Source organism: Pseudomonas sp. LBUM1648 (genome assembly GCF_059716145.1).
Genome location: NZ_CP166808.1, coordinates 6,143,619 through 6,165,767, shown reverse-complemented (window position 1 = coordinate 6,165,767; position 22,149 = coordinate 6,143,619). Strand labels below are relative to the sequence as shown.

Annotated in this window: 21 protein-coding genes; 13 read left to right on the top strand and 8 right to left on the bottom strand. The window is 60.3% G+C overall.

Annotated elements, in window-relative coordinates; genetic code table 11:
* The first annotated feature begins 211 nt into the window (after window positions 1-211).
* Window positions 212-1,177: a GlxA family transcriptional regulator gene (locus ACA043_RS28035; RefSeq protein ID WP_489880614.1), complete on the top strand. Its 966-nt coding sequence runs from the start codon at window positions 212-214 to the stop codon at window positions 1,175-1,177.
* A 70-nt stretch (window positions 1,178-1,247) separates the two neighbouring features.
* Here ACA043_RS28035 and ACA043_RS28030 read toward each other — a convergent pair whose 3' ends face one another.
* Window positions 1,248-3,656, bottom strand: coding sequence for a penicillin acylase family protein (locus ACA043_RS28030; protein WP_497658284.1), 2,409 nt, complete (start codon window positions 3,654-3,656; stop codon window positions 1,248-1,250).
* A 103-nt stretch (window positions 3,657-3,759) separates the two neighbouring features.
* On the bottom strand, window positions 3,760-4,338 hold the full coding sequence (locus ACA043_RS28025) for a DUF6436 domain-containing protein (RefSeq protein WP_497658283.1): 579 nt from the start codon (window positions 4,336-4,338) through the stop codon (window positions 3,760-3,762).
* Window positions 4,339-4,436: 98 nt separating this feature from the next.
* Between ACA043_RS28025 and bipL the strand changes: the two genes are divergently transcribed.
* Window positions 4,437-5,384, top strand: a complete 948-nt coding sequence (gene bipL, locus ACA043_RS28020; RefSeq protein ID WP_401271603.1) for a phospholipase BipL — start codon at window positions 4,437-4,439, stop codon at window positions 5,382-5,384.
* Between the two features lie 104 nt (window positions 5,385-5,488).
* On the opposite strand, the gene ACA043_RS28015 is transcribed toward bipL, so the two are convergent.
* A complete protein-coding gene (locus ACA043_RS28015) occupies window positions 5,489-6,241 on the bottom strand; it encodes a DUF2059 domain-containing protein (protein ID WP_401271600.1) in 753 nt (250 codons plus the stop codon).
* 108 nt (window positions 6,242-6,349) lie between these two features.
* Between ACA043_RS28015 and ACA043_RS28010 the strand changes: the two genes are divergently transcribed.
* Together ACA043_RS28010 and ACA043_RS28005 are read left to right on the top strand one after the other, a co-directional pair.
* On the top strand, window positions 6,350-6,982 hold the full coding sequence (locus tag ACA043_RS28010; RefSeq protein ID WP_187681039.1) for a 2OG-Fe(II) oxygenase: 633 nt from the start codon (window positions 6,350-6,352) through the stop codon (window positions 6,980-6,982).
* Window positions 6,983-6,984: 2 nt separating this feature from the next.
* Window positions 6,985-7,470, top strand: a complete 486-nt coding sequence (locus ACA043_RS28005) for a 2-thiouracil desulfurase family protein (protein WP_497658282.1) — start codon at window positions 6,985-6,987, stop codon at window positions 7,468-7,470.
* Between the two features lie 10 nt (window positions 7,471-7,480).
* Here ACA043_RS28005 and ACA043_RS28000 read toward each other — a convergent pair whose 3' ends face one another.
* Window positions 7,481-8,056, bottom strand: coding sequence for a transporter substrate-binding domain-containing protein (locus ACA043_RS28000; protein ID WP_497658281.1), 576 nt, complete (start codon window positions 8,054-8,056; stop codon window positions 7,481-7,483).
* Window positions 8,057-8,190: 134 nt separating this feature from the next.
* On the opposite strand from ACA043_RS28000, the gene ACA043_RS27995 reads away from it, so the two are divergent.
* Window positions 8,191-8,616 carry a DUF4399 domain-containing protein gene (locus ACA043_RS27995; RefSeq protein ID WP_187681036.1) on the top strand — a complete coding sequence of 142 codons (426 nt, stop codon included), beginning with the start codon at window positions 8,191-8,193 and terminating at the stop codon, window positions 8,614-8,616.
* Between the two features lie 61 nt (window positions 8,617-8,677).
* Here the strand turns inward: ACA043_RS27995 and serA are convergent, their stop codons facing one another.
* Window positions 8,678-9,907, bottom strand: coding sequence for a phosphoglycerate dehydrogenase (gene serA, locus ACA043_RS27990; protein WP_064116317.1), 1,230 nt, complete (start codon window positions 9,905-9,907; stop codon window positions 8,678-8,680).
* A 206-nt stretch (window positions 9,908-10,113) separates the two neighbouring features.
* Here serA and ACA043_RS27985 point away from each other — a divergent pair, with 206 nt between their 5' ends.
* The 4 genes from ACA043_RS27985 (at window position 10,114) to ACA043_RS27970 (ending at window position 14,461) form a co-directional block, all read left to right on the top strand.
* The gene (locus ACA043_RS27985) at window positions 10,114-11,508 is read left to right on the top strand and encodes a D-2-hydroxyglutarate dehydrogenase (RefSeq protein ID WP_305440361.1); all 1,395 of its coding nucleotides are present in this window, start codon (window positions 10,114-10,116) and stop codon (window positions 11,506-11,508) included.
* Between the two features lie 41 nt (window positions 11,509-11,549).
* Window positions 11,550-12,215 carry a fumarylacetoacetate hydrolase family protein gene (locus tag ACA043_RS27980; RefSeq protein ID WP_497658280.1) on the top strand — a complete coding sequence of 222 codons (666 nt, stop codon included), beginning with the start codon at window positions 11,550-11,552 and terminating at the stop codon, window positions 12,213-12,215.
* 287 nt (window positions 12,216-12,502) lie between these two features.
* Complete coding sequence (locus ACA043_RS27975; RefSeq protein WP_187679086.1) at window positions 12,503-13,426, top strand: SdiA-regulated domain-containing protein; 924 nt, start codon at window positions 12,503-12,505, stop codon at window positions 13,424-13,426.
* Between the two features lie 117 nt (window positions 13,427-13,543).
* Complete coding sequence (locus tag ACA043_RS27970) at window positions 13,544-14,461, top strand: SdiA-regulated domain-containing protein (RefSeq protein ID WP_497658279.1); 918 nt, start codon at window positions 13,544-13,546, stop codon at window positions 14,459-14,461.
* Window positions 14,462-14,545: 84 nt separating this feature from the next.
* Here the strand turns inward: ACA043_RS27970 and rpiA are convergent, their stop codons facing one another.
* Window positions 14,546-15,220 carry a ribose-5-phosphate isomerase RpiA gene (gene rpiA, locus ACA043_RS27965; RefSeq protein ID WP_100846912.1) on the bottom strand — a complete coding sequence of 225 codons (675 nt, stop codon included), beginning with the start codon at window positions 15,218-15,220 and terminating at the stop codon, window positions 14,546-14,548.
* 308 nt (window positions 15,221-15,528) lie between these two features.
* On the opposite strand from rpiA, the gene ilvA reads away from it, so the two are divergent.
* Together ilvA and ACA043_RS27955 are read left to right on the top strand one after the other, a co-directional pair.
* Complete coding sequence (gene ilvA / locus ACA043_RS27960; protein ID WP_497615552.1) at window positions 15,529-17,043, top strand: threonine ammonia-lyase, biosynthetic; 1,515 nt, start codon at window positions 15,529-15,531, stop codon at window positions 17,041-17,043.
* Window positions 17,044-17,083: 40 nt separating this feature from the next.
* Window positions 17,084-17,497: a DUF2269 family protein gene (locus ACA043_RS27955; protein WP_497658278.1), complete on the top strand. Its 414-nt coding sequence runs from the start codon at window positions 17,084-17,086 to the stop codon at window positions 17,495-17,497.
* Window positions 17,498-17,602: 105 nt separating this feature from the next.
* On the opposite strand, the gene ACA043_RS27950 is transcribed toward ACA043_RS27955, so the two are convergent.
* Window positions 17,603-18,259: a histidinol-phosphatase gene (locus ACA043_RS27950; protein ID WP_497658277.1), complete on the bottom strand. Its 657-nt coding sequence runs from the start codon at window positions 18,257-18,259 to the stop codon at window positions 17,603-17,605.
* Between the two features lie 143 nt (window positions 18,260-18,402).
* Here ACA043_RS27950 and ACA043_RS27945 point away from each other — a divergent pair, with 143 nt between their 5' ends.
* Entirely contained in the window at window positions 18,403-18,882 is a 480-nt protein-coding gene (locus ACA043_RS27945; RefSeq protein ID WP_003229203.1) for an RNA pyrophosphohydrolase, read from the top strand.
* Between the two features lie 22 nt (window positions 18,883-18,904).
* A complete protein-coding gene (gene ptsP, locus ACA043_RS27940; protein WP_497658276.1) occupies window positions 18,905-21,184 on the top strand; it encodes a phosphoenolpyruvate--protein phosphotransferase in 2,280 nt (759 codons plus the stop codon).
* A 109-nt stretch (window positions 21,185-21,293) separates the two neighbouring features.
* Here ptsP and ACA043_RS27935 read toward each other — a convergent pair whose 3' ends face one another.
* Window positions 21,294-22,040 carry an NRDE family protein gene (locus ACA043_RS27935; RefSeq protein WP_489879289.1) on the bottom strand — a complete coding sequence of 249 codons (747 nt, stop codon included), beginning with the start codon at window positions 22,038-22,040 and terminating at the stop codon, window positions 21,294-21,296.
* Between the last annotated feature and the right edge of the window lie 109 nt (window positions 22,041-22,149).

The window sequence follows — 22,149 nt, the reverse complement described above, 5'->3', positions numbered from 1 at the left end:
ATCGACCTGCAAATCGTGCCAACTCACCAGTGGGAGAGATATCGCGATACTCATTGTGGTGAGGGGATTTATCCCCGATGGGTTGCGCAGCAGCCCCAGAACCTGCTGATTAGGCTTATCAGTTAAAACGCGATTACAGGATTTACGACTGCTGCGCAGCCGATCGGGGATAAATCCCCTCGCCACAGGTTCAGAGGAGTTTGCGAGAGAGATGAACAAAACCGTCGCCATTGTGGTGTTCCCCGGTGTGCAATCGCTGGACGTCAGCGGGCCCATGGATGTGTTTGCCGAGGCCAACCGTTTTCTTAAGCCAGAGGATCACTATCGCCTCGACGTGATCGGTGTCGAACACGGGCCGATGGCATGCTCCAACGGCCTGACCCTGAATGCTCACCGACATTTCAGCGCAGCGCTTGAGGCCTATGACTTGCTGTTGGTGGCTGGCGGGCCGACCTTGCCGTTCATGGAGTTCGGCAAGACCTTCGATGCCTGGCTGCGTGAAGCCTGTGCGCGGGCACGGCGTTTCGGGTCGATCTGCAACGGCGCGTTCATGTTGGCGCGGGCGGGATTGCTCGAGGGGCGCACGGTCACTACGCACTGGAACGATGCCGACGCCCTGGCGCAGTTGTGCCCATCGACGCAGGTGGAGGCGGATCGCTTGTATGTCGAGGACGGCGCGCTCTACACCTCGGCCGGGGTGACGGCGGGGATTGATCTGTCGCTGTACCTGCTGGCCCGCGATCACGGCGCGGAGGTGGCGCTGAGTGTGGCCAAGCGGCTGGTGGTGTTCACCCAGCGTTCGGGCGGGCAGTCGCAGTTCAGCCCGTTCCTGACGCCCCACGCGGAGCCGACGTCGGCGGTGGCGATGGTGCAGTTGTACGTACTGGCCAATCTCACCGGGGATCTGACCATTGCCGATCTGGCGAATGCGGCGAACATGAGTGCGCGTAACTTCTCGCGTGTGTTTGCGCGGGAGGCGAAGGTCACGCCGGCGGAGTTCGTTGAGCGAGCGCGAGTGGATGCGGCGCGGGTGATGCTCGAAAGCACCACGGCGCCGCTGAAGACTGTGGCGTATCAGTGCGGATTTCGCGATGCGCAGCATATGCGCGGTGTGTTCAATCGAAGGTTGGGTGTGACGCCGCAGCAGTTTCGAATGAATTTTGCGGTGATGGTTTGAGGCGTTTATTGATCTGAACTGACCCCATCGCGAGCAGGCTCGCGATGGGGTCAGTTCAGTCAGCACAAATCTACTGCGCAGCCCGCGCCGGCAAAAGCTTCAAGGTACTGCGCGTATTCGCCATCACTTCTTCCTCACTGAAGTGCGCCTGTACATAAATCCCGTCGACATACGCCTCTGCCTGATCGTCATAGTGACTGTTGAACGGTACGCCACTCTGGCCCACCGGGTTGATCGTCAGGCTGTGCGCCGGGTCGGCGAAGTCCACCAGGCGCCGCGTCGAAGGCCCATAGGTCACCGGCCATGGCGCCGGGCCAATCTTCGCCGAGAGGTTGTTCGGCACTTCATGACTGCCCGGTGCAGCAAACGGGCCGACGTTGAAAATGCGATCCAGCGGCTTCTGCTGCCCCAGCGGATGACCATGGGTCAGCGTGTGCGCCGTGCCCCATTTCCAGGTGGAGGCATCCTCTCCGAGGGTCAGTTTCAGGTGCTTCATGCTCGCCTGCCAAGCCGCGCGCACGGTGTCGGCACGGGTTTCTTTGTCTGGCGTGGCGCGGTTATCCCACCACGCTGAATCGGCGTTTGCCGCCAGTCGCGGCAGTGCCGAATCAATCACCCGCGTCGACAGCAGCGTCTCGAAAAAGTCATTGCCCAACTCGTCGCGCATTGCCGCATCGGCGAGGTCGTAGAGGAACTGGTTGAACACCGTCGCACTGACCGAGTCCAGCGGATAGTCGCCTTGCCACTGTGCCAGTTGCTCGACCAGTTTCAGTTGCGCCGGATCGCTCACCACTTCGCGCAGCACTGGCAACAGCGGCGCCAGCAGACGCGGGCCGTAACCGGTGGTGGTGCCCAGTTGCAGCTTCTGGTTGGCTTCGTTGTTCCACTTCACAGTCTTGTCGCTGAGCTGGCGGTTGAGCTGCTGGCCACGGTCGGCGAGGTTGTAGTAACCGGGAATCTCCATGCCGGTGGGCGACACGGGTTGAAAGTTGGCCGAGACGATATAGCCGCGCGCCGGGTTCTCTTCCTGCGGGTTGGCGCTGAACGGGTAGAAGCCATCCTTGTCCGCCTGATTCGTGCTGCCGTCGAGAATGAAACCCGGTTTCACCCCGGTCGGCCGCTTGGGCAGCAATGCCGAAGCCCACCAGGCGATATCGCCCTTAGCGTTGGCGTAGACAAGATTGAGCCCCGGCGCCTGCACTTTGGCCGCAGCGGCGCGGGCCTTGGCCAGGGTATCGGCGCGGTTGAGCTGGTAGAAGCCTTCGAGGATCGGGTTCGGTGTTTCGAGGAACGCCCACCACATGGCGATCGGTGTTTTGCCGGCAGCCGTGCCGAGGGCGTCGTTGACGATCGGGCCGTGAGGCGATTGACGCAGGGTGATCGTCACCGGCGCCTGGCCCTTCACATTGATCTGCTGCTCGGTCCTGACCATGTCGGTCCACTGGCCGCGATACCAGACCTGATTCGGGTTGTCCGGGTTGACCTTCTCGGCGATCAGATCCAGGTCGTCGTTCTGGAACATCGTCAGGCTCCAACCGAAATCCAGGTTATGCCCAAGGAACGCGAACGGCACCAGCGCCTGATGATGCCCGTAGAGTTCAAAGCCCGGGGCGGACAACTGCGCTTCGTACCACACCGACGGCACCGAGAAGCGAATGTGCGGATCGCCGGCCAGCAAGGGTTTGCCGCTCTGGCTGCGGTTGCCGGCAATCACCCAGGCATTGCTGCCTTCAAATTGCGGCAGGCCGTTGTCGATCAGCGCCTGCTCACTGAGGCGGGCGAGGGCGTTGAGGTCCTTCCAATCGCCGGCCGCGAGCGCTGGAACGGGGTTGCGGCCCTTGGCCAAAACGCCTTTGGGCTGCCAGTCGAGGTCGAAGACGTTGAGGTAATCGGCGCCAAGTTGATCGCGCACATAGGTCAGTAGCGGTTCGGTACGAAACGCCGCAGCGAAACTGTAAGCCATGTAGCCGGCGACACTGATGCTGTCCTCGGCGGTGAACGGCCGCTTGGGGATGCCCAGCACGTCGAACTCGACAGGCGCGGCGTGGGTGTCCTGATATTGGTTGATGCCATCCAGATAGGCTTGCAGGCCCTTCCACGCCGGGGATTGTTTATCGAGGCTGGCGACGTAACTGGCCGCGCGTTCACGGATGCGCAGGCTGCGGAACAGTTTGTCGGTGTCGAGCAGTTTCGGCCCGAGCACCTCGGCCAGTTCGCCGCGTGCAAGTCGACGCATGGCTTCCATCTGGAACAGGCGATCCTGGGCATGCACATAGCCGAGGGCGCGATAGAGGTCGGTTTCGTTCTCTGCGCGGATGTGCGGCACGCCGCGCTCGTCATAGCTCACAGTCACCGAACCTTGCAGGTTGCGCAGTTCAATCTGGCCCTGACGCGTCGGTTGCTTGCTGTAGACGTACCAGCCCGTGCCAGCGAGCAGGACAACGATGAGCAGGGCGAGAACGGTGAACACGCGCTTCATGGTGACTCCTTGTGCAGGCGGGATTGCCGCCCCGTCGGGCTGCAAACAATTAGCACAGACCTTCTGTGCCGTGCATCGCTGTCCTCGAAAAGTCCGGAATGCCTTACTGCGGCTCCACCGGCCATGGGCAATAGCAGCCGACCGCCAAGGTGTGTGTGGCGTTGACCGGGCGATCATCCGTCAGCGCATTCAGGATCGGTTCGATAAAACTGTTGCTGGAGTTGCAGGTCAGGCCTTCGCTGTAGGGGCCGAAGTACGCCAGTTTGCCGTTGCGATCCCAGATCGCCACCGCCGGGCTGGCGGGGATCTGCTCGGAGCCGGGCAATACCGTGATGGTTTTCAGCGTGCTTAACGTGGTGGGCAACTGGCCGTGGCTACCGACCTTTTGTACGGCAAAAAACTCCACGCCTTTGGCGCTGAACTGCTCGACCATTTCGGTCAGGTGCTGTTGATTGCCGACATTGCAGGGGCATGCCGGGTCCCAGAAATGCACCAGACGGATATTGCCGGGGCCGGCGAGATCATCGGGCAGGCGCAGCGGGTCGCCGGAGAACACCGCGGTGTGTTCACTGAACGCCCGCAAATAGCGGCCCTGAAACCAGTCGTACGCCGCCCACAGCACCCCTGCACACACGAGCGCGAGCAGGCTGGCAAACAGTGCGGTGCGGTAGGGCGAGCGCATGGATTTGTGTCCTCAGAGGCCGGCTAGCTTGCCATGCTTGTCGCGACAGATGAATATCGCAGGCCGATAAAGTCTGTTCACCGTTCTGGAATTGCCCCATGCCTGCCATTTTCGATCCCGATCATTTACGCGCCAGCCTCAAGCCTTTGGCCGAGTGGCAGCCGTTGTCGGAGGAGGCCAAGGCCTATCAGCAGTTCTACAAAACCGACTTTTCCGAGCGCGATGTCTGGCGCGGCATGGGACGGTTTTCAGTGGACGGTTACGAACTGGTCAGCCATTGCTGGTGGCCGGAGAAGGTCAAGGGCACGCTGTTTCTGTTGCACGGTTTCTACGATCACACCGGGCTGTATCGGCATGTGATCGAGTGGGCGCTGGATCAGGATTTTGCCGTGATCGCCTGTGATTTGCCGGGGCATGGTCTGTCCAGCGGCGAGCGGGCGAGTATTCGTGATTTCTCCGAATATCAGGACGCTCTGCAAGCCTTGTTCGCCGAGGCCCATTCGATTGCGCTGCCGCAGCCGTGGCACCTGTGCGGGCAAAGTACCGGCGGGGCGATCGTGGTCGATCATGTGCTCAATCATGGCGAGAACAGTCCGGCGCAGGGTCAGTTGATTCTGCTGTCGCCGCTGGTACGGCCGCGAGCGTGGGGCTGGTCGCAACTCAGTTATTACCTGCTGCGGCCTTTCGTGCGGGGCATTGCGCGGCGCTTCAGCGAGAACTCCAATGATCCGGATTTCCTGCCGTTTCTGCTGGCCGATCCGCTGCAGCCCAAGCGCCTGCCCACCGCATGGGTCGGCGCCTTGTCACGTTGGATCAACCGAGTGGAATACGCGAAGAAAAGCCCGCGGCGACCGCTGATCATTCAGGGGCAGGCGGACATGACCGTGGACTGGCAGCACAATCTGCAGGTGTTGAAGTGGAAGTTTGATCGGCCGCAGATCTTGCTGCTGCCCCAGGCGCGGCATCATCTGGCCAATGAGACGGCTGACATGCGCGAGGAGTATTTCGAGTTCTTGAGCAAGCGGATCAGGGGCCGGAACCTCTAGCGTCTGTCAGGGCCTCTTCGCGAGCAGGCTCGCTCCCACAGGGGCACGCGTTCCCAAATGTGGGAGCGAGCCTGCTCGCGAAGACGGCGGTCAGACAGCGCAGATCATTGGTTGAGGTTCGAAGTATTCTGCCCCACCGCCAACCCGGCCCGAATGGCCGCCAACGCCGCTTGATAGTAAGCCTTGCCCTCGGTCGACTCGGCAAACGTCGCAAACTCTTCCAGCTCTTCATCCGACAAGTCGCGATACACGTAGAGCAGCGTGTTGTTCATGTCCGCGCCGATCTGATCCATCAGGCGTTGGCGCTGACCGTTCAACATGCCTTGCGCTTGTCCACCACCGAGCAGTCCCGGAATCATCGAACTCAAACTGTCCGCCGCCACGCCGGCAATCGCCAGACTGACTTCTGCGCCGGCTTCACGGGCGGGCAGGGCTTGAGCCAGATGGCCGATGATCAGCAAGCGGCTGTCACTGGCCGGCATCTTCGGCAGGCCTTTGGCATTCTTTGCCAGTTGATCGCGGCGGGTCGCGAGCAATTCGGCGGCGACGATTTTCTTGCCCAGCGGCGACTGGAAAAAGGACAGGGCCGGTTTGGGATCGGCGAGGTTCTGCCGCAGTTGGGCTTCGGCGCGTTGATCCATGGCCTGTGGGGCGAAGCGCTGATTGCTGTTGTTGACCAGCGCTTGAAAGACGGCGGGTGGCAGGCTGTTTTGATAGCGCTGCTGCGCGGCACTCAAGGCGTCATTGAAATGCGCACGTTGATCTGGCCAGCCGGCGACCTTGTACAACTGATCGTAGCCGTCCGCCCAGGCGGGCAAAACGCAGAACATCAACAGTGAAAAAAGCAAACGGCGCATAGGGACTCCTGTCAGCAGCGCACTATTCTCCGTGCGGTGCCGGTACTTGTCGAGAATTCGTATCAAGCCGCCGCGTGGCTCTGTCGGATTTTTTGCCGCCGACATACTATGCGCGCCATGCAAATATCCTCTGAACACCCGCTGCTTTTACGTATCGTCGACGACTTGGCCGAGCACGGCTGGTCGCAGCAGAACATTTTCCTGCCCGCGGGTTTGACCCGCGAGCTGGCGGACGAGTGCCGTAAACGTGAGGCCGAGGGTGAACTGGCGCCGGCGGCGGTCGGCCGTGGGCCGTTTTCAGAGATTCGCGAGGGGATTCGCGGCGATCATATTCAGTGGATCGATCCCGGTCAGGCCGAGGCCAGCGACCGATACCTGAGCCTGATGGACAGTCTGCGCGAGTCGCTCAACCGGGGTTTGTTCCTCGGTCTTGAAGACTTCGAATGCCATTTCGCGCTGTATCCGCCGGGGGCTTTTTATCGCAAACACGTCGACCGCTTCCGTGACGACGACCGGCGCATGGTTTCGGTGGTGGTTTACCTCAACGAAGCATGGTTGCCGGAGGATGGCGGTCAGTTGCGCATGTACCTGGGTGATGATCGCGTTCACGACGTGCAGCCTACTGGCGGCTGCCTCGTGGTGTTTCTTTCCGGCGAAGTCCCCCATGAAGTGCTGCCGGCCAATCGCGAGCGCTTGTCGCTGACGGGGTGGTTCCGTCGCCGTGGCAACGAGCCGTTCTGATCATGGAAAAGATTCTGGTCAGCCGCTGCCTGTTGGGCCACCGCGTGCGTTATGACGGTGGGGCCAGCGGGCCGTTTGATGTGCTGGAACAGTGGATTGCTGAAGGTCGGGTGGTGCCGTTGTGTCCGGAGGTGGCCGGTGGTTTGCCGACCCCGCGTGCGGCGGCGGAGATTCCGGGCGGGCAGGGGGCTGAAGTGCTGGATGGCACGGCTGCGGTGATCACCACCGACGGCGAGGATGTCAGTGCGCAGTTTCTCGATGGGGCGCGGCAGGCGCTGGCGTTGGTGCAAAGGCACGGCATTCGCGTCGCGGTGCTCAAGGCCAACAGTCCTTCTTGCGGGAATCTGCTGACCTATGACGGGACGTTCAGTGGGGTCAAAGTCAGTGGCGAAGGCGTGACGGCTGCACTGCTCAAGCGCCACGGCGTGCAAGTCTTCAGCGAGCTTGAATTGCCGCAAGCCGTACAGGCCTTGATCCAGCTCGATTAAAACCCAGGTTTCATTGCTGCTTGGGTTCGGTGAACCACTTCTCGGACAACGCCGCCAACCGCCCATCCGCCTTGATCCGCTGCAACGCACCTTCAAGGCTGGCGCGAAACGCCGGATTACCCTTCTGAAACGGAATCGCCAAATCCACTGGCGCACCCACTGCTGGCTTCTCCTCAGTCAACGATTGCACCAATACCATCGGCCGCGGCTGCTCATCTTTCTTCGCCAGCAACTGCGAATCGATCTGGCTGTAAGGCTCGCTGAAGTCGAAACGATCCTTGAGTTCGGCTGTCAGTGCTATGTGGTTGAGCGCGACGTCGTACTTGCCGCTTTCAACGCCCTGGAGTAGATCGCCCTCGTCGGTGACGATGAAGTCGGCGCGAACATCCAGCTCCTTGGCCAGCAGTTGCCCAAGCTCGACCTCGAACCCCGTGAGTGTGTCGCCGTCCTTGTAATTAAAGGGCGGTGTATTAGCCTCAAGAGCAATACGCAACTCGCCACGGTCGTTGACGTCATCAATCAGTTCGGCGTGAGCCAGCGGGCTCAGAAGGGGTAGCAGGCAGATCAGGCCAGGCAGAAAACGCATGGTCACTCCTTTGAAATCATTATCGCGGCCAGGTTTTCTGGCTCGCTTTGCTATGGTTGTCGAGTGCCTTCGACAACGAATGGTCATGAAGTTGTCATGACCACGCGGATTTTACGGAAAAACTGGAGAAGAAAATGAAAAGCTTTATGTCACGTGCAGCGTTGGCGGGTGTGCTGATGGGCGTTTCGGTGCTGGCCAGTGCGGCCACCCCGGCTCCAAAGGGTGCCGAAGTGTTCATCGTTTCTCCCGAAGACGGGGCGACTGTATCGCAAACCTTTACCGTCAAATTTGGCGTCAAGGACGTCTCGCTGGCACCGGCGGGCGATGTCACCAAACATTCCGGTCACCATCATCTTTTGATTGATGTCGACAAGTTGCCGGCGGCCGGTGCGCCGATTCCCAACGATGCCAACCATATGCACTTCGGCAAGGCGCAGACTCAGGCCGACATCAAGCTGGCCCCGGGCAAACACACCTTGCAACTTGAACTGGGTGACAGCGGCCACATGCCGTTCGATCCACCCATCGTGTCGAAGAAGATCACCGTCAACGTCGAGTAACTTTGCGGCGTGCATGAAAAAGGGAGCCCGAGGGCTCCCTTTTTTGTCGCTCAGCGTTCGATCAGAACAACACGCGGCTACGGATGGTGCCGTTGATGTGCTGCAGCTTCTCTTGCGCCAGATCCGAATACTCGGCGTCGACGTCGATCACCACGTAACCAACCTTCTCGTTGGTCTGCAGGAACTGACCGGAGATGTTGATGCCGTTTTCGGCGAAGACCTTGTTGATCTCGCTCATCACACCCGGGATGTTCTCGTGGATGTGCAGCAGGCGGTGCTTGCCCGGGTGAGCCGGCAGGGCCACTTCCGGGAAGTTCACCGACGAAACGGAAGTACCGTTGTCGCTGTACTTGACCAGTTTTTCCGCCACTTCCAGACCGATGTTGGCTTGCGCTTCAGCGGTCGAACCACCGATGTGCGGGGTCAGGATCACGTTGTCGAGGCCACGCAGCGGGCTTTCGAACTCTTCGTCGTTGGAGCGTGGTTCCACCGGGAACACGTCGATGGCCGCGCCGATCAGGTGCTTGTCCTTGATCGCGTCCGCCAGGGCGTCCAGCTCGACCACGGTGCCGCGTGCAGCGTTGATCAGGATGCCGCCCTTCTTGATGGCGCGGATTTCCTTCTCGCCGATCATCCACTGGGTCGCCGCGGTTTCCGGAACGTGCAGGGTGACGATGTCGGACATGCCCAGCAGTTCGTGCAGGTTGCCGACCTGAGTGGCGTTGCCCAGCGGCAGCTTGGTCACGGTGTCATAGAAGAACACCTGCATGCCCAGACCTTCAGCCAGAACCGACAACTGAGTACCGATCGAGCCGTAGCCGACGATGCCGAGTTTTTTGCCGCGGATCTCGAAGGAGTTGGCCGCGCTCTTGATCCAGCCGCCACGGTGGCAGGAAGCGTTTTTCTCCGGAATGCCGCGCAGCAGCAGGATCGCTTCGGCCAGCACCAGCTCGGCTACGGAGCGAGTGTTGGAGTACGGCGCGTTGAACACAGCAATGCCGCGCTCGCGGGCTGCACTGAGGTCAACCTGGTTGGTGCCGATGCAGAAACAGCCTACAGCGACAAGCTTCTTCGCGTGATCGAAGATCTCTTCGGTCAGTTGGGTGCGAGAACGAATGCCGATGAAGTGAGCGTCAGCGATCTTTTCCTTGAGCTGGGCTTCCGGCAGAGAACCTGTGAGGTACTCGATGCTGGTGTAGCCCGCCGCCTTGAGGACGTCGACAGCCGATTGGTGGACGCCTTCGAGAAGAAGGAACTTGATCTTGCTCTTATCGAGAGAAGTCTTGCTCATCTGCGTAAACCTGTATCCCGGAGAAAAATGGCAGGGAGGGGAGCAGCTTGGAGCTGACCCGAACGGCAGGAAAGCCGTCGCCGCAGAACTGGCCTCGGGCACTGTTCTGCGGGGTCGGTATGCTAGCATAGCCACCCCGCTAAACACTCATTCCTGCGACGTGAAGCGTTCTCAGGATGACCATGAATTGTTCGAGAGTTCTGTCGATGACCAATCCTGCCCTGATTGATGAACTGAAGACCCTGGTCGAGCCTGGCAAGGTCCTGACCGACGCCGACTCCCTGAACACGTATGGCAAGGATTGGACCAAGCACTTCGCCCCGGCGCCCAGCGCCATCGTGTTCCCCAAGACCATCGAACAAGTACAGGCCGTTGTGCGCTGGGCCAATACCCACAAAGTCGCGTTGGTGCCATCGGGCGGGCGTACCGGTCTTTCTGCCGCTGCGGTGGCCGCCAATGGCGAAGTGGTCGTGTCGTTCGACTACATGAACCAGATTCTCGACGTGAACCTCACTGATCGCACCGCCGTTTGTCAGCCGGGCGTGGTCACCGAGCATTTGCAGAACGTCGCCGAAGAAAAGGGCCTGTACTACCCGGTGGATTTCGCTTCTGCCGGATCGAGCCAGATTGGCGGCAATATCGGCACCAATGCCGGCGGGATCAAGGTGATTCGCTACGGCATGACCCGCAACTGGGTCGCTGGCATGAAAGTCGTCACCGGCAAGGGCGACGTGCTGGAGCTAAACAAAGACCTGATCAAGAACGCCACCGGTTACGACCTGCGGCAACTGTTCATCGGCGCCGAAGGCACCCTCGGTTTCGTCGTCGAAGCGACCATGCGTCTGGATCGCGCGCCGAAAAACCTTACCGCGATGGTCCTCGGTACCGCCGATTTCGACTCGATCATGCCGGTGCTGCATGCCTTCCAGGGCAAGCTCGACCTGACCGCTTTCGAATTCTTCTCCGATAAAGCCCTGGCCAAAGTGCTGGGCCGCGGTGATGTGCCGGCACCGTTCGAGACCGACTGCCCGTTCTACGCACTGCTGGAATTTGAAGCGACCACTGAAGAAGTGGCCAACAGCGCGCTGGAAACCTTCGAACACTGCGTCGAGCAGGGCTGGGTACTGGACGGCGTGATGAGCCAGAGCGAAACCCAGTTGCAGAACCTGTGGAAGCTGCGCGAGTACATCTCCGAAACCATCTCGCACTGGACGCCCTACAAGAACGACATCTCGGTCACGGTTTCGAAAGTGCCAGCGTTCTTGAAGGAAATCGACGCGATCGTCGGCGAACACTACCCGGACTTCGAAATCGTCTGGTTCGGCCACATCGGCGACGGCAACCTGCACCTGAACATCCTCAAGCCGGAAAACCTGAGCAAGGACGAGTTCTTCGCCAAGTGCGCCACCGTCAACAAGTGGGTGTTCGAAACCGTCGAGAAGTACAACGGTTCGATTTCCGCCGAGCACGGCGTGGGCATGACCAAGCGCGATTACTTGACCTACAGCCGTTCGCCGGTTGAGATCGAATACATGAAAGCGGTCAAAGCGGTGTTCGACCCGAACGGCATTATGAACCCGGGCAAGATCTTCGCGGTTTGATCTGTAATTCTTGATGAATCAATGAAGGCAGGAGTCGGTAAATGAGCTATCAGCACCAGTACGTCGACGGCACGCGTATTCACTTCCCGATCGGGAAAGTGGTATGCATCGGCCGTAATTACGCCGAACACGCCAAGGAACTGGACAACCCGGTGCCTACCGAGCCGCTGCTGTTCATCAAGCCGGGCAGTTGCGTGGTGCCGCTCGAAGGCGGCTTCAGCATTCCGACCGAGCGCGGTTCGGTGCACTACGAAGCGGAAATTGCCGTGTTGATCGGCAAGCCGTTGTCGACCAAGCCAAGCCGTGAAGAAGTGCTGGACGCGATATCCGGTTTCGCCCCGGCGCTGGACCTGACCTTGCGGGACAAGCAGGCCGAGCTCAAATCCAAGGGCCTGCCGTGGGAAATCGCGAAGTCGTTCGACGGCGCGGCAGTGCTAGCGCCTTTCGTGGTCGGTAGCACCTTCGCGGATCTGACCGACATCGGCATTCGTTTGACCATCAACGGCGAAGTCCGCCAGGACGGCAACAGCAGCGCGATGCTCAACCCGATCGTGCCGATGATCCAGCACATGGCCGGCTGTTTCTCGTTGCAGGCCGGTGACGTGATTCTCACCGGTACGCCAGTGGGCGTTGGCCCGCTGAGCGTCGGCGACGACCTCGTGCTGGAACTGGTTGGCGCCAGCAGCTTCAGCAGCAGCGTGCGCTGATTCAACGCATACCCCTGATGAAATGAGCTTTTGTGGTGAGGGGATTTATCTCCGATGGACTGCGCAGCAGTCCCCAGTTTGTTGGGGCCGCTTTGCAGCCCATCGGGGATGAATCCCCTCGCCACAAGAGCCCCATTTGTTTTGTGTCGCGCCACGCAACGCACACGACAATCGCGCCATTTGCCGTTTTTTTCACATCCCGTCCGGATAATTTCCGCAATTCTGGCGTCTTAGCCGGCCTCTTTGTGCTATTACCCATAGCCTGAATTTTCGGAACGCGTCCCTCGATGTCATCTCAAACTCAGCTCAAATCCCCTCGCCGCTCACGTTTTGCCCTGCGCTGGTATGCCTGGCTGCTGTTGGCGATTGCTGCGGCGTATGGGTTGGCGTTCGCCATGCATTGGGATGACCGGGGTGTGCTGTGGGTGCTGGAGCGCTTCGAAAGCACGGCAGAGCAAAAGGAAAGCATCTGGCTGCCGGACTACCGTGCGGTGATCGATGCCAAGCCGCTGGCAGGCATGGAGAAGGACGAAGCTTCGGACCTGGCTTACAACCCGCAAACCAAAACCCTGTTCTCGGTGATGGGCAAAAACCCGTTCCTCGCCGAGCTGACTCTGCAAGGCGACGTGCTGCGCAAGATGCCATTGGTGGGCTGGAGCAATCCGGAAGGCCTGACCGTCATGGAAAACGGCCTGATGGCGATCGTCGACGAGCGTCAGCACACGCTGTCGATTGTCAAAGTCGATGCTGACACCCGTGAGCTCAATATCGCCAATTTTCCCAAATACGACCTCGGGCCATCGAAAGACCAGAACAAGGCTTTCGAAGCCATCACCTGGGATTCGCGCAATCAGCAACTGTGGCTGGGCGAGGAGCGACCGCCGGCGCTGTTCACCTGGAAGAGTGATGGTAGCCAAGCGCTGAAGGGCGACAAGCAGAAGCTGGCCAGTGATGAACTGGATATCCGCAATCTGTCTGCTCTGGCGATTGATCCGCGCACCGGCCATATGCTGGTACTTTCCGCCGATTCGCACCTGCTGCTGGAGCTGGACGAGAAGGGCGAGCAAGTCAGCTTCATGACTTTGCTTGGCGGTTTCAACGGCTTGAAATCGACCATCCCCCGCGCTGAAGGCGTGACCATGGATGAGTCTGGCACGCTGTATATAGTCAGTGAGCCGAACCTGTTCTATCGCTTCGAAAAACAGAAGTAACTTTCCCTACGGCAATTGCAGAATTGTGCAGTTGTCGTCGCAGGCAAGTGGCCATTAAGCTTCAGTTCAGACGGGCGTGATATTTCATCCGCCTGTTTTGATTCCGAGCCCGCCCGAATGCGTCGACTTGCCCGTCCCAAGCCTCTGGTTATCCTCCTGTCGGTGATTGCCCTGATCGCGTTGATTGCGATCGGCCAGTACATGCGCCTGTTCGAGCGCGCCTGGTTCAATCTGCACTTGCTCTGGCAGCCGCTGAGCAGCGAAGCGATCGATCTGGATCAATATCGTGTGGACATCGAAGCGCGCGTCATTGATGGACTGGACGACGATGTGTCGGCGCTGACCTACGATCCGGTGCGCAAAAGTCTGTTTACCGTGACCAACAAGAATTCCGAACTGGTCGAGCTATCGCTGGAGGGCAAGATCCTGCGCCGCATCTCACTGATCGGCTTTGGCGACCCTGAAGCCGTGGAATTCATCAGCGCCGATACTTACGTGATCACCGATGAGCGCCAGCAGCGGCTGATCAAGATCCACCTGGAAACAGACACCACGTACCTCGATGCCGCCGACGCCGAGCAGATGACTCTCGGCGTGCACATGAGCAGCAACAAAGGCTTCGAAGGGCTGGCTTATGACTCGGTGGGCAAGCGCCTGTTTGTTGCGAAAGAGCGAGATCCGATGCTGATCTACGAAGTGCACGGTTTTCCGCACTTCAACCCGGAAAAGTCCTACGCGGTGCATGTGATCAACAACCCCAAGCGTGATGCCGGGATGTTCGTGCGTGACCTGTCTAGCCTGCAGTACGACGAGCGCAGCGGCCATTTGCTGGCGCTGTCGGACGAGTCGCGGCTGATTCTGGAGCTGGATGTGAACGGGCGCCCGTTGAGCACCATGTCCCTGAACAAGGGCCGGCAGGGTTTGCAGAAAACGGTGCCGCAGGCGGAAGGCATTGCGATGGATGACGACGGGACGTTGTATCTGGTGAGTGAGCCGAATCTGTTTTACGTCTTCAAAAAACCAACGCCGAACTAACCAACACCACAAAACACTGTGGGAGCTAGCAGGCTCACTCCCACAGGTTTATTCGTCTGCCCACAAATGTGTGGGTGGCGGGGCTTACTCAGCCTTCAGCGTCTTCACACCTTCACTGGTACCCAACAACAGCAAATCCGCTGGGCGCGCCGCGAACAGACCATTGGTGACGACACCGACAATCGCATTGATCTGCGCTTCCAGCTCCACCGGGTTGGTGATCTGCATATTGAATACGTCGAGGATGATGTTGCCGTTGTCGGTCAGCACGCCTTCGCGGTACACCGGGTCGCCGCCCAGTTTCACCAGTTCGCGAGCGACGTGGCTGCGAGCCATCGGGATCACTTCGACCGGCAGCGGGAACTCGCCCAGCACCGGCACCAGTTTGCTGGCATCGGCGATGCAGATGAAGGTCTTGGCCACGGCCGCGACGATCTTCTCGCGGGTCAGGGCCGCGCCGCCGCCCTTGATCAGGTTCAGATGCGCGTCGCTTTCATCGGCGCCGTCGACGTAGAACTCCAGGTCGCTGACGGTATTCAGCTCATACACCGGAATCCCGTGGCCCTTCAGGCGTGCGGCGGTGGCTTCGGAGCTTGCGACTGCGCCATCGAACGCACCCTTGTGCTGAGCCAGTGCATCGATGAAGCAGTTGGCGGTGGAGCCGGTGCCGACCCCGACGATGCTCTTGTCGTCGAGTTTCGGAAGGATGAAGTCGACGGCGGCCTGAGCCACTGCCTGTTTGAGTTGATCCTGGGTCATGCGGGCTCCGGAAGCGGGCAAGGTAAGAACGGAAAGGCCGGCATTATAGCCGCAAGCCGGGCTAAAACCTCCTGTGGCGAGGGGATTTATCCCCGATGGAGTGCGAAGCGCTCCCCCGGCATTCTTTCAGAAATAACTTGATCTCAGTTTTGCGACGGCTGCTCCGCCGGTCGGGGATAAATCCCCTCACCACAAAGGTTCTCCATCACCAGTGTCCGGGTTATGACCACACTGTTTAGTGTGGTCGCACGGGCAAAAGCCGGGTTAGACTCCATGGCCCTGCACAACCCGCTCAGTGATGCTTTCCGATGCTCGAACAGTACGTCAAAAAGATCCTCACCTCGCGCGTTTATGACGTTGCCGTAGAAACCCCGCTGCAGAACGCTCGCCAGCTCTCCGAGCGGCTGGGCAATGACATCTGGCTCAAGCGCGAAGACTTGCAGCCAGTGTTCTCGTTCAAGATTCGCGGCGCCTACAACAAGTTGACCCAGCTGACCGAAGAAGAGCGCGCCCGTGGCGTGGTCACCGCGTCGGCGGGCAACCATGCGCAGGGTCTGGCCCTGGCGGCGAAAGTGCTGGGCGTCAAAGCGACTATCGTGATGCCCAAGACCACCCCGGAGATCAAGGTCGAAGGCGTGCGTTCGCGCGGCGGCAAAGTGGTGCTGCACGGCGATTCGTTCCCGGAAGCGCTGGCCTACTCGCTGAAACTGGTCGACGAAAAAGGCTACGTCTACATCCACCCCTACGACGATCCGCACACCATTGCCGGGCAGGGCACCGTGGCAATGGAGATTCTGCGCCAGCACCCGCAGCCGCTGGACGCGATTTTCGTTCCGGTTGGTGGTGGCGGTCTGATCGCCGGCATCGCGGCGTATGTGAAATACCTGCGCCCTGACATCAAAGTCATCGGCGTCGAGCCGGACGACTCCAACTGCCTGCAAGCGGCGATGGCTGCCGGTGAGCGCGTGGTGTTGCCGACCGTGGGCATCTTCGCCGACGGCGTCGCCGTGGCACAGATCGGTCAGCACACCTTCGACATCTGCAAAGACTATGTCGATGAAGTGATCACCGTCAGCACCGACGAGATCTGCGCGGCAATCAAGGACATTTACGACGATACCCGCTCCATCACCGAGCCTTCCGGCGCCCTGGGCGTGGCCGGGATCAAAAAGTACGTCGAACTGCGCGGCGTCACCGGTCAGACCTTCGTCGCCATCGATTCTGGGGCCAACGTCAATTTCGACCGTTTGCGTCACGTTGCCGAACGCGCCGAGCTGGGCGAGGGCCGCGAAGCGATCATCGCCGTGACCATCCCCGAGAAGGCCGGCAGCTTCAAGGCGTTCTGCGAGGCCATCGGCAAGCGCCAGATCACCGAATTCAACTACCGCTACAACACCGGCAGCGAAGCGCACATTTTCGTTGGCGTGCAGACCCACCCGGAAAACGACCCGCGCAGCGCATTGCTGGCGAGCCTGACCGAGCAAGGCTTCCCGGTGCTCGACCTGACCGACAACGAACTGGCCAAGCTGCATATTCGCCACATGGTCGGCGGCCACGCGGCGCATGTGATCGATGAAGTGGTGTTCCGCTTCGAGTTCCCGGAGCGTCCGGGTGCGCTGTTCAACTTCCTCAACAAGCTCGGCGGGCGCTGGAACATCTCGATGTTCCACTACCGCAACCACGGTGCGGCGGATGGCCGGGTGGTCGCAGGCCTGCAAGTACCCCATGACGAACGTCATCTGGTGCCGGCGGCGCTCGAGGAAATCGGCTACCCATACTGGGATGAAAGCGAGAACCCGGCCTATCAGCTGTTTCTTGGCTGAACGGCTACGCTGATGGGCATGACCCAAGGAAGAGAAACACATGGAAACCCTGACCACCCTGAAAGTCCTTCACGTCGCGGCTACCGTGGTGATCCTGGTGAGCGGGCTGGGGCTCGCCGCGCTTTCCTGGCGTAATCGCAGCGAAGGGCCGGCGAGCACGATGCAGCGTCCGTGGTTGTTCGTCTGGTGTTTGATGCTGCTCGGCATGTTCAGCATGCCGTTCACCGGCTGGTGGTTGGTACACCTGGTGGGCTGGCCGTTAGGGCAGTTTTGGATTCTGGGTTCCAGCGTGATCTATGCCGTGGCCACGTTCAGTGCGGTCTGGCTGCTTGTTCGGCTGAATCGGCTGTGGACAACAGGGGTCGGCAACCGGACATTCAATCTGGCTCTGGCGATTGTCAGCGGCGTCGGGTTTCTCGCCATTGCGGGGTTGATGGGGGCCAAGCCTGTTTAAGGCTTGAGACCGAGTCGGCCCTATTCGCGAGCAGGCTCGCTCCCACAGGGGATTTGTGAATGACACAGATCCAATGTGGGAGCGAGCCTGCTCGCGAAGGCGATATTAGTCGCGCAGTGTGATGACCGGCCAGCCACGCTTCTCGGCTTCAGCGCGCAGATTCGGGTCCGGATCCACCGCCACCGGGTTCGCCACCTGCTCCAGCAACGGCAAATCATTCATCGAATCGCTGTAGAAATAGCTGTCATCCAGCGAAAAACCAGTCTCTGCCAGCCAACGATTCAGGCGCGTCACCTTGCCTTCGCGGAAGCACGGAATGTCGGTGCTGCGTCCGGTGTAACGACCGTCGATCATCTCGCACTCGGTGGCGATCAGGGTTTCAACGCCCAGACGCACGGCAATCGGCGCGGTAACGAAGCGGTTGGTCGCGGTGATGATCACCAGTTTGTCGCCAGCATCGCGGTGCTTTTTCAGCAGTTCCAGCGCCTTGGGCAGCACGATGGGCTCGATGCAATCGTGCATGTAGTCGCTGTGCCATTGATTGAGCACGGCCATTTCGGTGCGGCCGAGGATCTCCAGGCAGAAGTTCAGGTAAGCAGCGTTATCCAGCTTTCCGGCCAGGTAATCCTGATAGAACTCGTCGTTGCGCGCCTTGTATGCGATCGGGTCGAGGAAGCCGCGTTCGCACAGATAGTCGCCCCAAGCGTGATCGCTGTCGCCGCCCAGAAGGGTGTTGTCCAAATCGAAGAGTGCCAGGCGCATTGCAGTTACCCGCTGATAAGTCAGTAAAAAGGCGACAAGAATACGGTCTTTTCACAAGAGTGCACATAAGGTAGGAACCTTCGTTGCCGCCTTATCAAGCTTTGTGGAACAATGCGGCGACATGCGTTTGCGAGGTTGTTGCCGTGATCGACCCCGATGGTTTCCGTCCCAATGTCGGGATCATTCTGACGAATGACGCCGGCCAGGTGCTATGGGCTCGCCGTATCAATCAAGATGCCTGGCAGTTTCCGCAGGGGGGAATCAACCCCGAAGAGACGCCGGAAGACGCCTTGTACCGCGAGCTGAACGAAGAAGTTGGCCTGGAACGTGAAGATGTTGAAATACTCGCCTGTACTCGGGGCTGGTTGCGCTATCGTTTGCCGCAACGTCTGGTGCGTACCCACAGCCAACCGCTGTGCATCGGCCAGAAACAGAAATGGTTTCTCCTGCGCCTGATCTCCAACGAGCAGCGGGTGCGGATGGATTTGACCGGTAAACCGGAATTCGATGGCTGGCGCTGGGTCAGCTATTGGTATCCGTTGGGCCAGGTGGTGACATTCAAGCGCGAGGTGTATCGCCGCGCCCTCAAAGAGCTTGCCCCGCGCCTTTTAGCGCGCGACTGACGACGGAGTTCGACCCCGAGCCATGCTCAATACGCTGCGCAAGATCGTCCAGGAAGTTAACTCCGCCAAGGATCTCAAGGCGGCGTTGGGGATTATTGTGTTGCGCGTCAAAGAGGCCATGGGCAGCCAGGTCTGCTCGGTCTACCTGCTTGATCCCGAGACCAATCGCTTCGTCCTGATGGCCACCGAGGGCTTGAACAAGCGCTCGATCGGCAAGGTCAGCATGGCACCCAACGAAGGTCTGGTCGGTCTGGTCGGCACGCGTGAAGAACCCCTGAACCTCGAAAACGCCGCGGATCACCCGCGCTATCGCTACTTCGCCGAGACGGGCGAGGAGCGCTACGCCTCGTTCCTCGGTGCACCGATCATTCACCACCGCCGCGTTGTCGGCGTGTTGGTCATCCAGCAAAAAGAACGCCGCCAGTTCGATGAAGGTGAAGAAGCCTTCCTCGTGACCATGAGCGCGCAGCTCGCCGGCGTTATCGCCCACGCCGAGGCCACCGGTTCGATCCGTGGCCTGGGCCGTCAGGGCAAAGGCATCCAGGAAGCCAAGTTCGTCGGCGTGCCGGGCTCGCCGGGTGCGGCAGTTGGTACTGCAGTGGTCATGCTGCCGCCAGCCGATCTGGACGTGGTGCCGGACAAGACCATCTCCGACATCGATGCTGAGCTGGGGCTGTTCAAGACCGCCATCGAAGGCGTGCGCGCCGACATGCGCGCGTTGTCCGCCAAACTGGCAACCCAGCTGCGCCCGGAAGAGCGCGCGCTGTTCGACGTCTACCTGATGATGCTCGACGATGCCTCGCTGGGCAGCGAAATCACCACCGTGATCAAGACCGGCCAGTGGGCTCAGGGCGCGCTGCGCCAAGTGGTCACCGAGCACGTCAACCGTTTCGAACTGATGGACGACGCTTACCTGCGTGAACGCGCGTCGGACGTCAAAGACCTCGGCCGCCGCCTGCTCGCCTACTTGCAGGAAGAGCGTCAGCAGAATCTGGTCTATCCGGAAAAAACCATTCTGGTCAGCGAAGAGCTGACGCCGGCCATGCTCGGCGAGGTGCCGGAGGGCACGCTGGTCGGTCTGGTGTCGGTACTCGGCTCGGGTAACTCCCACGTCGCGATTCTGGCCCGGGCCATGGGCATTCCGACGGTGATGGGTCTGGTTGACCTGCCGTACGCCAAGGTCGACGGCATCGAGATGATCGTCGATGGCACGCGCGGCGAGGTCTACACCAACCCCAGCGACGTGCTGCGCAAGCAGTTCTCCGAGGTGGTGGAAGAAGAGAAACAACTGGCGCTGGGGCTCGACACCCTGCGCGACCTGCCGTGCGTAACCCTCGATGGCCACCGCATGCCGCTGTGGGTCAACACCGGCCTGCTGGCGGACGTGGCGCGGGCGCAGAAGCGCGGCGCCGAAGGCGTCGGTCTGTACCGCACCGAAGTGCCGTTCATGATCAACCAGCGCTTCCCGAGCGAGAAGGAACAACTGGCGATCTACCGCGAACAGCTCGCCGCGTTCCATCCGCAACCGGTGACCATGCGCAGCCTCGACATCGGCGGTGACAAGTCACTGTCGTACTTCCCGATCAAGGAAGACAACCCGTTCCTCGGCTGGCGCGGCATTCGCGTCACCCTCGACCACCCGGAAATCTTCCTGGTGCAGACCCGCGCGATGCTCAAGGCCAGCGAAGGCTTGAACAACCTGCGGATTCTGCTGCCGATGATCTCCGGCACCCACGAACTCGAAGAAGCCCTGCACCTGATCCACCGGGCCTGGGGCGAAGTGCGCGACGAAGGCACCGACGTGCCGATGCCGCCGATTGGCGTGATGATCGAGATTCCGGCAGCGGTGTACCAGACCAAGGAACTGGCGCGGCAGGTGGACTTCCTCTCGGTGGGCTCCAACGACCTGACTCAATATCTGCTGGCGGTTGACCGCAACAACCCGCGGGTGGCCGACCTCTACGACTACCTGCACCCGGCCGTGCTGCAAGCCTTGCAGAACGTGGTGCGCGACGCCCATGCCGAAGGCAAACCCGTGAGTATCTGCGGCGAGATGGCCGGTGATCCGGCGGCGGCAGTGCTGTTGATGGCGATGGGCTTCGACAGCCTGTCGATGAACGCCACCAACCTGCCGAAGGTGAAGTGGATGTTGCGCCAGGTGAACCTGAGCAAGGCCAAGGAATTGCTGGCGGAGTTGATGACCATCGATAACCCGCAAGTTATCCACAGCTCGCTGCAATTGGCGCTGAAGAACCTTGGCTTGTCGAAGATCAATCCGCCGGCGGTCAACAAAGCCCTCTAACACCCTTAGGGCCCCTTCGCGAGCAGGCTCGCTCCCACAGGGGATTTGTGTCGATCACAGATCCAGTGTGGGAGCGAGCCTGCTCGCGAAGGCGTAAGTTCGAGCACCACTAAATGATGATCTCCACTTCCCCCAAATGCCCGCCATACGGCCCAAAACTGCGCTCCACCATCCGCCGCGTCCCATCCGCCTGCACAATCAACGCCGTACTCGCCCGCGTCCCGTAACTCTGGCTGGCAATAAACACACTCGACAGCAATGATTCAGTTGCCAGCCCCACGCCGGTATCCGGCAACTCGTTGAATGGCGCCGTCTGCGCATCGCTCAACAATCCCATCAAGCGTTCAGGCTGCGGATCCTCAAGCACTGCGCCCAACGCGGCCTTGGCCTTGAGCAACTTCGGCCACGGCGTATCCAGCCCGGCATTGGATAACCCGTAGACACCCGACGCGAGCATCACCGGCTCCGACATCCGCGCATTGAAATGCCACAGCTCATGGCTGTTGCCGAGCAGCAGATTGAACCCGGCGTATTCCGGCGAGCGACCGACCACATCGATCAAATAATCATCAATCGACAGATCACCGGTGAGAAACCGCGCCACCAACTCACCCCGCGATTTGCGCGCCGGCGGCTGATGCGGATCACGAATATTGGTCAGTGCGGCAAAACGCCCATTGGCGCCAATCCCCAGCCAGGTCCCACCGGCCTCAAGATCACGCCCGGCATGCACCTGCGGCGCTTCCGGCCATTGCGCCAGCGGCAGGCTCGGCCGGGCGTAGAACTCGTCACGGTTGGCTGCGACGATCAGTGGCTGGGCATGGCCCGGGCGCCAGGCAAAAACAATCAGGCACATAAGGTGGTCCTTGTGTGTTTTTTGCCCACTCTACGCATCCGGCGTCCGTGCATCCATCGCAAGTGGAGCAGGAGGCCATGCATCCGTTACCATGCCGCTCCGGTTTTGG

Coding starts and splice junctions, on each gene's coding strand:
- ACA043_RS27995 (WP_187681036.1), top strand. CDS start 8,191: ATGAAAAGCTTTATGTCACGTGCAGCGTTGGCGGGTGTGCTGATGGGC.
- ACA043_RS28010 (WP_187681039.1), top strand. CDS start 6,350: ATGCGCGCCATGCAAATATCCTCTGAACACCCGCTGCTTTTACGTATC.
- ACA043_RS27985 (WP_305440361.1), top strand. CDS start 10,114: ATGACCAATCCTGCCCTGATTGATGAACTGAAGACCCTGGTCGAGCCT.
- ACA043_RS28030 (WP_497658284.1), bottom strand. CDS start 3,656: ATGAAGCGCGTGTTCACCGTTCTCGCCCTGCTCATCGTTGTCCTGCTC.
- bipL (WP_401271603.1), top strand. CDS start 4,437: ATGCCTGCCATTTTCGATCCCGATCATTTACGCGCCAGCCTCAAGCCT.
- ACA043_RS28000 (WP_497658281.1), bottom strand. CDS start 8,056: ATGCGTTTTCTGCCTGGCCTGATCTGCCTGCTACCCCTTCTGAGCCCG.
- ACA043_RS27980 (WP_497658280.1), top strand. CDS start 11,550: ATGAGCTATCAGCACCAGTACGTCGACGGCACGCGTATTCACTTCCCG.
- ilvA (WP_497615552.1), top strand. CDS start 15,529: ATGCTCGAACAGTACGTCAAAAAGATCCTCACCTCGCGCGTTTATGAC.
- serA (WP_064116317.1), bottom strand. CDS start 9,907: ATGAGCAAGACTTCTCTCGATAAGAGCAAGATCAAGTTCCTTCTTCTC.
- ACA043_RS28035 (WP_489880614.1), top strand. CDS start 212: ATGAACAAAACCGTCGCCATTGTGGTGTTCCCCGGTGTGCAATCGCTG.
- ACA043_RS27935 (WP_489879289.1), bottom strand. CDS start 22,040: ATGTGCCTGATTGTTTTTGCCTGGCGCCCGGGCCATGCCCAGCCACTG.
- ptsP (WP_497658276.1), top strand. CDS start 18,905: ATGCTCAATACGCTGCGCAAGATCGTCCAGGAAGTTAACTCCGCCAAG.
- ACA043_RS27950 (WP_497658277.1), bottom strand. CDS start 18,259: ATGCGCCTGGCACTCTTCGATTTGGACAACACCCTTCTGGGCGGCGAC.
- ACA043_RS27970 (WP_497658279.1), top strand. CDS start 13,544: ATGCGTCGACTTGCCCGTCCCAAGCCTCTGGTTATCCTCCTGTCGGTG.
- ACA043_RS28025 (WP_497658283.1), bottom strand. CDS start 4,338: ATGCGCTCGCCCTACCGCACCGCACTGTTTGCCAGCCTGCTCGCGCTC.
- ACA043_RS27975 (WP_187679086.1), top strand. CDS start 12,503: ATGTCATCTCAAACTCAGCTCAAATCCCCTCGCCGCTCACGTTTTGCC.
- ACA043_RS28015 (WP_401271600.1), bottom strand. CDS start 6,241: ATGCGCCGTTTGCTTTTTTCACTGTTGATGTTCTGCGTTTTGCCCGCC.
- rpiA (WP_100846912.1), bottom strand. CDS start 15,220: ATGACCCAGGATCAACTCAAACAGGCAGTGGCTCAGGCCGCCGTCGAC.
- ACA043_RS27955 (WP_497658278.1), top strand. CDS start 17,084: ATGGAAACCCTGACCACCCTGAAAGTCCTTCACGTCGCGGCTACCGTG.
- ACA043_RS28005 (WP_497658282.1), top strand. CDS start 6,985: ATGGAAAAGATTCTGGTCAGCCGCTGCCTGTTGGGCCACCGCGTGCGT.